10 protein-coding genes are annotated in these 12,362 nt (G+C 56.0%); 9 read left to right on the forward strand and 1 reads right to left on the reverse strand.

Features of this window, described 5'->3' with window-relative positions:
* The first annotated feature begins 15 nt into the window (after window positions 1-15).
* From purS to ABF287_RS06325, 5 genes are all read left to right on the forward strand, one after another.
* Window positions 16-246: a phosphoribosylformylglycinamidine synthase subunit PurS gene (gene purS / locus ABF287_RS06305; protein WP_347184175.1), complete on the forward strand. Its 231-nt coding sequence runs from the start codon at window positions 16-18 to the stop codon at window positions 244-246.
* A gap of 223 nt (window positions 247-469) precedes the next feature.
* Complete coding sequence (gene purQ, locus ABF287_RS06310; RefSeq protein WP_347184166.1) at window positions 470-1,138, forward strand: phosphoribosylformylglycinamidine synthase subunit PurQ; 669 nt, start codon at window positions 470-472, stop codon at window positions 1,136-1,138.
* Window positions 1,139-1,296: 158 nt separating this feature from the next.
* Window positions 1,297-3,066, forward strand: a complete 1,770-nt coding sequence (locus tag ABF287_RS06315) for an ATP-binding protein (RefSeq protein ID WP_347184167.1) — start codon at window positions 1,297-1,299, stop codon at window positions 3,064-3,066.
* Between the two features lie 85 nt (window positions 3,067-3,151).
* A complete protein-coding gene (locus ABF287_RS06320) occupies window positions 3,152-4,489 on the forward strand; it encodes a sigma-54 dependent transcriptional regulator (RefSeq protein WP_347184168.1) in 1,338 nt (445 codons plus the stop codon).
* Entirely contained in the window at window positions 4,482-5,174 is a 693-nt protein-coding gene (locus ABF287_RS06325; protein WP_347184169.1) for an HAD family phosphatase, read from the forward strand. Before ABF287_RS06320 ends, ABF287_RS06325 begins: the two co-directional genes overlap by 8 nt.
* A 38-nt stretch (window positions 5,175-5,212) precedes the next feature.
* Here ABF287_RS06325 and ABF287_RS06330 read toward each other — a convergent pair whose 3' ends face one another.
* Complete coding sequence (locus ABF287_RS06330; protein WP_347184170.1) at window positions 5,213-5,650, reverse strand: hypothetical protein; 438 nt, start codon at window positions 5,648-5,650, stop codon at window positions 5,213-5,215.
* A gap of 167 nt (window positions 5,651-5,817) precedes the next feature.
* On the opposite strand from ABF287_RS06330, the gene ABF287_RS06335 reads away from it, so the two are divergent.
* The 4 genes from ABF287_RS06335 to ABF287_RS06350 all read left to right on the forward strand — a co-directional run.
* Complete coding sequence (locus tag ABF287_RS06335) at window positions 5,818-8,940, forward strand: Rne/Rng family ribonuclease (RefSeq protein ID WP_347184171.1); 3,123 nt, start codon at window positions 5,818-5,820, stop codon at window positions 8,938-8,940.
* A gap of 169 nt (window positions 8,941-9,109) precedes the next feature.
* Complete coding sequence (locus ABF287_RS06340) at window positions 9,110-9,859, forward strand: cytochrome c biogenesis protein CcdA (protein WP_347184172.1); 750 nt, start codon at window positions 9,110-9,112, stop codon at window positions 9,857-9,859.
* Window positions 9,860-9,932: 73 nt separating this feature from the next.
* The gene (locus ABF287_RS06345) at window positions 9,933-11,153 is read left to right on the forward strand and encodes a SoxR reducing system RseC family protein (protein ID WP_347184173.1); all 1,221 of its coding nucleotides are present in this window, start codon (window positions 9,933-9,935) and stop codon (window positions 11,151-11,153) included.
* Window positions 11,150-12,362 (forward strand): cytochrome P450 (locus ABF287_RS06350; RefSeq protein WP_347184174.1); only part of this gene is annotated, 1,213 nt, incomplete at its 3' end. The genes ABF287_RS06345 and ABF287_RS06350, both read left to right, overlap by 4 nt.

Here is a 12,362-nt window from a genome sequence, read left to right on the forward strand (position 1 = left end):
AAAGGGTCCCTGACTATGAAAGCCCGCGTTAACGTAATGCTGAAAAACGGTGTTTTGGACCCACAAGGCGCAGCCGTGCGCCACGCGCTTGGCGCGTTGGGCTTTGACGGCGTCAACGATGTGCGCCAAGGCAAAGTGATCGAATTGGATCTGGCCGATGGCACATCTGAAGACACCATCAAAGAGATGTGCGAAAAGCTTTTGGCCAACATGGTGATCGAAAGCTACGCGATTGAAATTCTCTGATTTTTCGGAGATTTTAAAATCAAAAAGCCGCTCCGTTTGGGGCGGCTTTTTTTTGTGTTGCGGGTGTTGCATTGCGCAAGACGCTGGTGCGGATGTTAGTGGGGCTAAGTTATCCGTCGCATATACCGCCCCAAGTGCGGCAATGGGGCTTGATCCAAGGCGTCCTTCAGCGTATCAGGCACAGGAATCCAAAAGCCCATCATCTGCCGAGGAGTAGCCCCTGATGAAAGCCGCCGTATTGCAATTTCCTGGCTCGAACTGTGACCGCGACATGGCTGTGGCCCTGCGCAATGTGGGCGCGGATGTCACGATGGTGTGGCACAAAGAAACCTCTTTGCCTGATGGCTTGGATGTTGTGGCTGTACCGGGTGGCTTTTCGTACGGCGATTACCTGCGCTGTGGCGCGATTGCGGCCAATTCACCGATCACCCAAGCGCTTAAAGCGCACGTGGAACGCGGCGGCTATGCCTTCGGTATTTGCAACGGCTTTCAGGTTTTGACCGAAGCGGGGCTTTTGCCTGGTGCTTTGCTGCGCAACGCTGGTTTGAAATACATTTGTAAGACAACGCCTTTGACTGTTGCAACCACAGACAGTGCCTACACATCGGACTACACCAAGGGTCAGACCATTGGCGTGCCGATTGCGCACCACGATGGCAACTTCACGGCTGATGCCTCCACTTTGGATATGCTTGAGGCTGAGGATCGCGTGGCGTTCCGTTACGGCGACAATCCAAACGGCTCTGCGCGCGATATTGCAGGCATCTTGTCTGCGAACCGCCGCGTGCTTGGCATGATGCCACACCCAGAGCGTGCTGCAGAAGCAGCCCATGGCAATGAAGACGGCAAAGGCTTTTTCACATCGCTCGTGTCGGCGGTTGTGCCAGCCTAAGCGCAGGCTTTTGACATTGAGAACGACTTTAGAAAACGCCTTCAATTTGAGGGCGTTTTTTGTGTTTGGGGCGGCGGCGTAAGCTTAATTCCGCGTAAGCCCCTGAGAAAACCGTATCTTTGCTTGAGGGCGCCTTCGCGCCAGCGTACCTTGTGACCATGCCTGATCGTTCTGTTCCTGTCACCACACCATCCCAGCCGCGCCCACGGACGCTCACTTGGGGTGGGCGGATTTCGCTTGTGGCCTTTGTGGTGGTTGCCTTTGTGGTGATTTGGGTGACGAACCTGTTTTTGACCGAGCGCTATACGATTTTGACCCGAAACCGTGCTGAAGTGCGTCAGGCTTTGTATTCGGGGAACCTGTTGTCGGAATTGCAGCGCACCTCGATTGTGCCGATTTTGCTGGCGCGCGATCCGGTGCTGGTCTCGGCGTTGAACACGGATGACTACGCGCAGACCTCGCAACACTTGATTTCCTACGTCGAAGAAATCGGCGCTGCGGCGATTTTGCTGTTGGATGAAGGCGGGCGGGTTGTGGCCGCGACAGACCGGTTCTTGCTTGGCACCAATCAGCGCCAAGAACCCAGTTTTATCGACGCATTGCGCTCCAACGACACGATTTTCAACACCACCCAGCGTGAAAGCGGCGGCTATCTGTTCACCTACAGTCGCAAGATCGAAGTGAATGACGCCTTGGCGGGTGTGATTGTTGTGCAGGTGGATTTGGCAAAGTTTGAACAAAGCTGGTCGGGCATTTCGGACGCGGTGATCGTGACCAATGCTGACGGGCAGATCATTTTGTCGACGGAACCGCGCTGGCGGTCCAAGACCGAAGACGAGGCCTTGTCCGTGACCGATGCGCCCACAGCGATCGAGCGCGCTTTTCGCGTGACCGCCGATTGGAGCGCTACCCCCGCAGAGGCCTATTTGGGCGGCGAGGCGGTGATGCGGCTTGAAAACCGCATTCCATTTCGCGGCTGGCGCATGACGTCGTTCACCACTTACAGTTCTGTGCGCGACCGCGTGAACGCGTTTTTGGCGTTTGAAATCATGGGCTTTGCCATCCTTTTGGCGGTCGGGTTTTATCTGAGCTCCCGCCGAGCGGTGTCGCGCGCGGGGCTTTTCCAACGGGAATCGGCAGGGCTTCGCCAATTGAACGCCGCGCTCCAGCGGGAAATCGCCGAACGCAAACGCGCCGAACGCAGCCTTGAAGTGGCCGAACAAACGCTTCTGCAATCATCGAAATTGGCGGTGCTTGGCGAGATGTCGGCGGCGGTGTCGCATGAGTTGAACCAGCCGCTGGCGGCGATGAAAACCTATCTGGCGGGGGCCAAGCTTTTGCTGCAACGCAAGCGCCCCGATGAGGCCTTGGCATCCTTTGGGCGCATCGATGATTTGATTGACCGGATGGGGGCCATCACGCGGCAGTTGAAATCCTATGCGCGCAAGGGTTCAGATCAGCTAGAACCCATAGATATAAGGGATTGTGTGGCCTCGGCCTTGTCGATGATGGAGCCGCAAATGCGCCAAAGATCGGTTGAGATCAAGCGCACCTTGCCGCCCGAACCGGTGATGGTGCAAGGCGATCGCGTGCGCTTGGAACAGGTGCTTGTGAACCTGCTTCGCAATGCGTTTGACGCCTCCAAAAATGTGGCCGATCCGCAGATCGATATTTTGGTGGCCGGCGGCGAAGAGGCCACGGTTTTGGTGCGCGACAACGGGGCAGGGATCGAGGATCTCGAAACGTTGTTTGAGCCATTTTACACCACCAAGGCGCCCGGTGACGGGGTTGGCTTGGGGCTTGCCATTTCATCGGGGATCGTCAACGAGTTGGGAGGGCGTTTAACGGCGCGTAACTGGAGTGACGGGGGGGCTGAATTTGAAATGATGCTTCCTATATCTCAAGAGAGCCTAACGGCTGCGCAATAGGCGCATTTGATAATTAGACTGGCTGGTGCCAGACAGTAGAGCAACTGAAGTCCTTCAGTTGTGTATGACGAGGAGACCGCGTTTCATGGCCACTGCAATGAAGATCGCAATTGTTGATGACGAACAAGATATGCGCCAATCGATCAGCCAATGGCTGGCGTTGTCCGGATTTGACACCGAAACCTTTGCCAGCGCTGAAGAGGCGCTCAAGGCTTTGGGGCCTGATTACCCAGGCGCGATCATTTCGGACATCAAGATGCCGGGCATGGACGGGATGCAGTTCTTGCGCAAATTGATGTCTGTGGATTCTGGCCTGCCGGTGATCATGATCACGGGGCACGGCGATGTGCCCATGGCGGTTGAGGCCATGCGCGTGGGTGCGTTTGATTTCTTGGAAAAGCCGTTCAACCCTGATCGCATGACAGAGCTTGCTAAAAAGGCCACGACGGCGCGGCGTTTGACGCTTGATAACCGCGCGTTGCGGCGTGAGCTGTCTGATGGCACTGGCTTGATGAAAAAGCTCATCGGGGCCTCGCCAGTGATGGAGCGTCTGCGCGAAGACATTTTGGATTTGGGCCAAGCTGATGGGCACGTGTTGATCGATGGTGAAACCGGCACGGGCAAAACGCTTGTGGCCCATGCGCTGCATGCCGTTGGCGCGCGCGCGTCGAAGAAGTTCGTGACGTTTTCTTGCGCGGGGCGCGAAGAGCATGAATTGGCCAAGCGCTTGTTTGGGCCTGATCCTGACGGGCAGATTGTGCCATTGGTGGAAGAGGCGCGTGGCGGCACTTTGGTCTTGGAAGATATCGAGGCCTTGCCGTCCGATTTGCAGGCGCGTTTGTCGTCTTGGATGAACGATCAAGGCACGCCGCCCGAGACCCGTGTGATCGCGATTTGTAACCTGCAAGAGCAGGGCAAGACCTGCGAAAGCGAGCTGCGCCCTGATCTGTATTTCCGATTGGCCGCGATGAAGATTACCCTGCCACCGCTGCGTGCGCGCGGCGAAGATATCTTGCTGTTGTTCACGCAATTGTCGCAGCAATTTTCGGAAGAATACGGCTGCGAGACCCGCGAAATTTCTGCGCAAGAAGCGGCGCAGCTTTTGCAAGCACCGTGGCCTGGCAATATTCGCCAGTTGACCAACGTGGCCGAACGGGCTGCGCTGCAAAACCGTCGTGGATCGGGTACGATTGCGTCGTTGTTGTTGTCGGAAGGCGATGAAACCGAGCATCAAACCATGACCACCGAAGGCAAGCCTTTGAAAGAATATGTGGAAGCTTTTGAGCGGATGTTGATCGACAACACTATGCGCCGTCACAAGGGTTCTATCGTGTCGGTGATGGATGAGCTGTGCTTGCCGCGTCGGACTTTGAACGAGAAAATGGCGAAATACAGCCTGCAAAGGTCTGATTACCTTGGATGATTTGAATTTTAACCCTGCACCAAAGGGCTATCTGTTCGATATGGACGGGTTGCTTTTGGACACCGAACGCGTGGGGTTGCAGGCGTTTTTGACGGTCTGTGAGGGCTACGGAATTGCGCGCGTCGAAGCGGAGCCGTTTTTTTTATCGCTGATTGGCGGGTCGCAAAAGGTGAACGCGGCCAAGGCCGAAGCCTATCTTGCGGGGCGCGCTGATGTCATGCGTTTCGGCGCAGAATGGAACGCGCAAAAACAGGCGTTGATGCAGGCGGATGTGCCTCTGCGCCCTTATGTGCGTGAGGTGATTGAGGGGCTGTCAGCGTCGGGAATGCGGATGGCGGTTGTGACATCGACCTTGCGCGATGCTGCGCAGCATGAATTGAAGCGCGCAGCAATTTTGCAGCATTTTGTGGCGGTGATTGCGGGCGATGAAGTCACGGCCAACAAGCCCGATCCTGCGCCGTATTTGCAAGGCGCTGCAGCCTTGGGACTTGATCCAAAAGACTGCGCGGCCTTTGAAGACAGCGACACAGGCATCACGGCTGCCATGCGGGCAGGGTGCCGCGCTGTGCAGATCCCAGATTTGCGCCCCGATGTGCCTTTGCCAGATTTGGGCCAAATGGTAGCGCGCAATTTGAAAGAGGCCGTGGCGATGGTCAGCCCTGTGTTTGCCCGCGGTTTCGATTAGGCAGAATTTACACCGCAATCGTGTGAGAGCTTCGGGATTTATGGCAGCATCTCGCGTGGCGCAGCTTGCGGCACAGGTACTGCCGTGCGGCTGCTGGCGCGGTGCGGTGTCGTGATGTTGCGTGAGGCATGTGATCCAAATGGCGCGGTCTCGTTGGGGCACTTTTGGTCAAATCCCTTGAGAAATATGACCAATCCAACCTGTGGATGAAATTCGATGTTGTATTCGCCTAGCGTGCCGACTACTGATAAGGGATGCAGTTTTGCCAACGACGGTGTTGTCGGCAGATTGCTTTGACAAATTCGCTGCAAACGAGCGTTGGAGAGGGCACCAAAGTTGATGTGCCGCCCGCTTGGATAGCAGACCGATAACGCCGCAGGCATGACAAAACCGCGCGGCAGAGCAACGCCCAAAAGTCCGTACTTCGGCTCAGGGTTTTTATGAATGGCTGCCGCAACTTTTTGTTTGATAGGCACCAAGAAAGAAACGCGATGCAACGCGCAGAGGCAAAAATCGAGTTGAATGAGGGCGCTAGCGCCCCCGCTCCTTTGCCCGCGTCTGCCATCGCCCCCAACAATCACCCCCAATTTCGCTCGCCCACCTTTTTAAGGGACGGGCCGATTGCGGGTGTCGAAAGATTACAATGGCTAAAAAGATGCTTATCGATGCCACCCACGCGGAAGAGACCCGCGTTGTGGTGGTCGACGGAAACAAGGTCGAGGAATTTGACTTTGAATCCGAAAACAAACGTCAGCTCGCTGGCAACATTTACCTCGCAAAAGTAACACGGGTCGAACCATCGCTTCAGGCGGCGTTTGTTGACTACGGCGGAAACCGTCACGGGTTTTTGGCGTTTTCAGAAATTCACCCTGACTATTACCAAATTCCGGTTGCTGACCGTGAAGCGCTTATGGCCGAAGAATTGGCCCACGCAAAAGCGCAAGACGAGGAAGACGAAAAACCCAAACGCACCCGCCGCCGCACGCGGTCTCGTTCGCGCAGCCAAGCCGAAATGAATGTTTCCGCTGATGCGGTAGCAACGGCAGACGTTGAGACAGCACCCGCGTCTGCGTCTGGCATGGATGTGATCGAGCCGGAAATCAATGCAGCCGATGCGTTGATCGAAGGCATGCCTGCGGTTGAAGAGGGCACATCGCCTGCCTTCACTGTGCGCGACACGCCTGTTGAAGAGCCAACAGATGACGATGATGCTTCTGTTGACGCGCAAGCCGCTGATGAAGACGCGGCCGTTGTTGCTGAGGCTGCAACAGATGCGGATGCGCCTGCTGCAGAGGAAACTCCTGCTGTTGAAGCTGCGGCTCAAGACGCGCCATCTGACGAGACTGTATCTGAAGAGACTGCACCTGAAGAAGGCGAAGCTGCGCCGACTGAAGCTGCAGCAGAGACGGCTGAGCAAACAACAGACGAAGCTGCGCCTGCGACGACAGAGGCTGAAACTGCTGATGAGGCCGCTCAAGACGACGCAGAAGACGAAGAACAAGAGCGTGTCCGTCCGGTGCGCAAATCACGCGCACGTCGTTACAAAATTCAAGAAGTGATCAAAGTTCGCCAAATCTTGTTGATCCAAGTGGTGAAAGAAGAGCGTGGCAACAAAGGCGCTGCCCTGACAACATACTTGTCATTGGCCGGTCGCTACTGCGTTTTGATGCCAAACACTGCACGCGGTGGTGGCATTTCACGCAAGATCACCAATATCGCCGACCGCAAGAAGCTTAAAGAAATCGCCAATGATATGGACGTGCCACAAGGCGCTGGCCTTATCGTGCGCACCGCCGGATCACAGCGCACTGCGACCGAGATCAAGCGCGATTACGACTACCTTAAGCGTATGTGGGAACAAATCCGCGAGCTGACACTCAAATCTGTGGCGCCTGCGAAAATCTACGAAGAAGGCGATTTGATCAAACGCTCCATCCGCGATCTCTACTCTAAAGATATCGATGAAGTGATTGTTGAAGGCACTGCTGGCTACCGCACTGCTAAAGACTTCATGCAGATGATTATGCCAACGCATGCGAAAAACGTCACGCATTACCGCGAAAACCTGCCGCTGTTTGCGCGTTTTCAGGTCGAAAGCTACCTCGGCTCGATGTTTAACCCAACGGTTCAGTTGAAATCCGGTGGCTACATCGTGATCGAATTGACTGAGGCTTTGGTCTCTGTCGACGTGAACTCTGGGCGTTCCACCAAAGAAGGCTCCATCGAAGACACTGCGCTGAAAACCAACCTTGAGGCCGCCGAAGAAGTGGCGCGTCAAGCGCGCTTGCGTGACCTTGCTGGCTTGATCGTGATCGATTTCATCGACATGGAAGAGCGCCGCAACAACACAGCCGTTGAAAAGCGCCTGAAAGACAAGCTCAAAACCGACCGCGCCCGCATTCAGGTGGGCCGTATCTCAAGCTTTGGCCTGATGGAAATGTCACGCCAGCGTCTGCGTCCGGGCATGCTCGAGGCGACCACGCAGCCATGTCATATCTGTCACGGCACGGGTCTTATCCGTTCTGACGACAACATGGCCTTGACCATTTTGCGCCAGCTTGAAGAAGAGGGCACACGTCGTCGTTCGAAAGAAGTTCTGCTCAAAGCGCCTGTTGCGATCATCAACTACTTGATGAACATGAAGCGTGAAAAGATTGCTCAAATCGAAGCGCGTTACGGCATGGCCGTGCGCATGGAAGCGGACCCACATCTGATTTCGCCAGACTTCTCAATCGAGAAATTCAAAACCGCGACCCGTGTGATCCAAGAAGTGTCCAGCGATGTGATTTCTGCCTCAGCTGCCCTGATGGACGAAATCGATGAAGAGGTTGTTGAAGCCGAAGCTGTTGTTGAAGCTGAGGCAACAGATGGCGCTGCACCTGATGCGGAAGGGGACGAAGGTCAACCGAAAAAACGCCGCCGCCGCCGTCGCCGTCGCCGTAAATCCGGTGACGCTGTCGAGGGTCAATCTGCGGAAGAAAACGGATCTGATGCGTCTGAAAATGGCGAAGCATCTGAAGCAGCCGCATCACCTGAAGGGGATGAACCCCCTGTTGATGCTGAAGCGGAAGAGACCAAACCCAAACGCACACGGTCGCGCCGTGGCCGTGGTCGCAAGGCCGCTGATGCTGTAGAGGCGACTGACGCAGAAACTGACGCAGCTGCGTCTGCGGATGCTGCTGAAGCGGCGGTTTCTGAAGCACCTGCTGAGGGTGTGGATGGTGACGCGCCTGCGGAAAAACCAAAGCGCAAACGCACCCGTCGTAAAAAGTCTGATGCTGCCAGCGAAGAGGCACCTGCCGCAGTCGAAGGCGAGGCCGAGGTGACTGCTGAAGCAGATGCTCCAGACGCTCCTGTCGCGGAAGAAAAGCCAAAACGCACGCGCAGCCGTCGTAAAAAGGCCGATGCGGACACTGTTGAGGCACCTGCGGAAGCTGAAGCTGCTGCACCAGAAGGTGAAGTGGCCGAAAAGCCCAAGCCTGCACGCCGCAAACGCCGCACCAAGGCAGAGATCGAAGCGGATAAGGCAGCGAAAGCTGCGGCTGCTGTGGCCCCTGCACAGGAGGTTGTCGACACTGTCGTGGCTGAGGCACCCGCTGAAGCGGCGCCTGTTGCTGAGACTGTCGTTGCTGAAGCGCCAGTCGTTGAGGCGGCGGTTGAAGCTGTTGCCGAACCAGCGCCTGCACCCGCAGCCGCACAGGTTGACGCAGCCCCAGAAGACGCCGCCAAGCCCAAACGCAAGGGTTGGTGGAACTTGGGCAGCTAAGTCATAGACATTACACACATTTTAGGGCGGCCTGTTCAGTCAGGCCGCCTTTTTCATGCCTTGAATATGCCTTAACAGCGCGTCTTTGTTACGCTGCCCCACATGATTGTGACCAGCCGCGACCAGCCGTCGCTTTTCTTCGCGGCGCGCGCGTGGCATGACAACAAGCATGTTTGGAATCGATATCTTTGATGCAGGGCTTGTGTCCGCCATGTTCGTCGCACTCGCGGCGGGGATTGCCTCGTTCGTCAGCCCGTGCGTGCTGCCGATCGTGCCGCCATATTTGGCGTATATGTCTGGCATTTCCATGGGTGAGCTGACAGATGAACGCGCACCACGCAAAGCCATCGTGCCGGCGTTGATGTTCGTGCTTGGCCTATCGACGGTGTTCTTATTCCTCGGGTTCACGGCATCCTTTTTGGGTGGGTTTTTCTTGCAAAACCAAGTGCTGCTCAGCCGCATCTCCGGCGTGGTGATCATCATTCTGGGCCTGCATTTCCTATCAGTTTTCCGCATTCCAATTTTGGACCGTGAGGCACGGCTGGACGCAGGCGACCAAGGCGGATCGGCCTTTGGCGCTTATGTTTTGGGGCTGGCCTTCGCTTTTGGTTGGACGCCCTGCATCGGGCCTCAGTTGGGCGCGATCTTGTCGATTGCCGCCACTGAAGGTTCTGTGACACGCGGCACGGCTTTGTTGGGCGTTTACGCCATGGGGCTTGGCGTTCCGTTCTTGTTGTCTGCGATCTTTATCACCCGAGCAATATCGGTGATGAACCGTTTGAAACGCCACATGGGGCTGATCGAAAAGCTTATGGGGGCCTTGCTGGTCTTTGTTGGGCTTATGCTTTTGACCGGTGCCTTTTCACGGTTCAGCTATTGGTTGCTTGAGACATTCCCCGCGATGAGCGCATTGGGTTGATATCGCTTACGCAATCTTAAAACATGCGCTAACATGATGGTCTGGTGTGGCCTTTCAGTAGCGGATGACACGAATGACACAAACAAGCGGTGAAGTGCGGCGTCGGCGGGTGTTTTACATCCCTGGCTATGACCCGATTCCACCGCGCAGGTATCGCGAATTGTACCGCAAAGAGGGCGCGAAACAGGGCGAAATATCTGGCTTTTCGCTGTCTCTGTCGCCCAAATCCGGCGCGCGCTTTGGCTGGTCCGTGGACAGCCTGATTGATGCCACCGAGACCCACAGCGAAATAGATGTGCTGGTCTGGTCTGACATCGTGCAATCGAGCATGGATGTCGGCATTTTCCAAACCTATCTGATCTTGATCCGCACCGCGTGGATTTACATTTCAACAGGCGCTTTGGGCGCGTTGATGAAGCTGCGCCGCGGGCCTGTTTTGGCAGCTTTGTATCCCGTGGCAATTTTGCTGGTGCAGCTGTTGGTGGCAATCGGACTGGGCGCGGTGCTGTTTTCTGTGCTGGGTCTGATGTCGAACACAGCGCTGTTTCAGCTTGGCGCAGGACTGGCCTCGGTTGCTTTGGCCTATGGCGTGTTGCGCTGGTTTAAAAAGCAAGATGGTAAGTTTTTCGCCTATTATCTGATGCATGATTACGGCTATTCCGCGCGTTGGCGCGGGGCTGAACCGCCTGAGTTGCTTGCGCGCTTGGAGAGCTTTCAAGCTGATATCGCCGAAGCTTTGCTGCAAGATTGGGACGAGGTTTTGGTGGTTGGCCATTCGTCCGGCGCGCATTTGGGCGTGTCTGTCTTGGCCAATTTGATCCGCGCGGGGCAGGTGCCTGAGGCTGGCCCAAAGCTCGCGTTTTTGTCTTTGGGGCAGGTGGTGCCAATGGTCAGCTATTTGCCAGACGCCAAAGTCCTGCGCCGCGATTTGGCCTATCTTTCTGCCCGTGATGAGCTGTTTTGGCTTGATGTCACGGCACCTGGTGATCCGTGTTCTTTTGCGCTGTGTGATCCGGTCAAAGTGTCCGGTGTGGCGCCGCAGAACCAGCGCTGGCCCTTGGTGATTTCTGCGGCCTTTACCCAGTCCTTGTCGCCAGAGTTGCGCGCCACCTTGAAACATCGGTTCTTCCGACTGCACTTCCAATATCTATGTGCGTTTGATCAGCCTTTGGGGTATGATTACTTTCAAATTACCGCTGGTCCTCAAAGACTTAGCGATCGCTTTGCAGATCAGGCGCCTACGCCAAGCCGCATTGATACGCCTGCAAATAAATATACCGAGATGGCCTTATGATACCGCCAAAACCCACCGCGCGGCCTGAGAAAACCAGTTTGCTGAATTACGTCAAACTGTTTCGCAAAGACATTCTGTCTGCGCAGCCTGCCAAGCTGTACCGCGCGTGGATGGCCGAATTTCGCACGCCGTTTTTCCGCAGTTACTTGGTCAATCAGCCGGATTTAATCAAACGGGTGCTCAATGAGCGGCCAATGGATTTTCCCAAATCTGGCCGCATTGCCGAAGGGTTGAAGCCGCTGTTGGGCGAGGGGTCGGTGTTTTTGACCAATGGCGAAGCGTGGAAACGCCAGCGTCGCATCATTGATCCCGCGTTTGAAGGCGGGCGTTTGCGTGACACATTCGAGGCGATGGTGGCGTCTGCTCAGTCCGCCGTTGCGCGGCTTGACGGCGTGCAAGGCCCGATTGATATCGAGCCGCAGACTTCACATGCTGCCGCTGACGTGATTTTTCGCACGCTGTTTTCGATCCCGATTGAGCATGAGATCGCCCGTGATGTCTTTGCCCAGTTTCAAGATCACCAACGCGAACAGCCGATTTTAAACATAGCTGCCTTTATTCCGCTGCCCAAATGGATGCCGCGGTTTCATCGCAAACGCACCAAAGACACCGCACAGACCATTCGTGCGCTGATCCGCAAGCTGACGGACGCGCGCATGGCTGAGATCAAAGCGGGCACAGCGCCCGACGATTTGGCGACAAAGATCATGACCACGCCCGATCCGGAAACGGGCGAGACGTTTACAGCAGAGGAAATGGTCGACCAAGTGGCGATCTTTTTCCTTGCTGGGCATGAAACATCGGCGTCAGCTTTAGCGTGGGGATTGTGGCTTTTGGCCGCGAACCCTGAGGTGCAAGATAAAGTGGCCGCAGAAGGGCAGGCCTTTGGCGATGATCCGACGTTCTCAAGCCTGTCCAAGCTGCGTTACACCAAGGATGTGTTTCGCGAGACGCTGCGGCTCTATCCGCCTGTGCCGATGATGGTGCGTGAGACGACCTGCCCAGAGCGGTTTCGTGAGCGTGATGTGCCTGTGGGCAGTCAAATCGTACTGTCGCCGTGGCATGTGCAGCGCCATGAGCGGTTTTGGGATGATCCAGACGCTTTTGACCCTGACAGGTTCAAGACCGACAACGGCAAACAATGTTTGCGCGACGCCTATATTCCATTTTCGTCGGGGGCACGGGTGTGCACCGGCGCGGGCTTTGCCA

The organism is Pacificibacter sp. (assembly GCF_039769035.1).
Lineage (GTDB): Bacteria > Pseudomonadota > Alphaproteobacteria > Rhodobacterales > Rhodobacteraceae > Celeribacter.

What these genes read in the sequence shown, in the direction of transcription:
- purQ (WP_347184166.1), top strand. Translation starts at nt 470, where the DNA reads ATGAAAGCCGCCGTATTGCAATTTCCTGGCTCGAACTGTGACCGCGAC.
- purS (WP_347184175.1), top strand. Translation starts at nt 16, where the DNA reads ATGAAAGCCCGCGTTAACGTAATGCTGAAAAACGGTGTTTTGGACCCA.
- ABF287_RS06320 (WP_347184168.1), top strand. Translation starts at nt 3,152, where the DNA reads ATGGCCACTGCAATGAAGATCGCAATTGTTGATGACGAACAAGATATG.
- ABF287_RS06335 (WP_347184171.1), top strand. Translation starts at nt 5,818, where the DNA reads ATGGCTAAAAAGATGCTTATCGATGCCACCCACGCGGAAGAGACCCGC.
- ABF287_RS06315 (WP_347184167.1), top strand. Translation starts at nt 1,297, where the DNA reads ATGCCTGATCGTTCTGTTCCTGTCACCACACCATCCCAGCCGCGCCCA.
- ABF287_RS06345 (WP_347184173.1), top strand. Translation starts at nt 9,933, where the DNA reads ATGACACAAACAAGCGGTGAAGTGCGGCGTCGGCGGGTGTTTTACATC.
- ABF287_RS06340 (WP_347184172.1), top strand. Translation starts at nt 9,110, where the DNA reads ATGTTTGGAATCGATATCTTTGATGCAGGGCTTGTGTCCGCCATGTTC.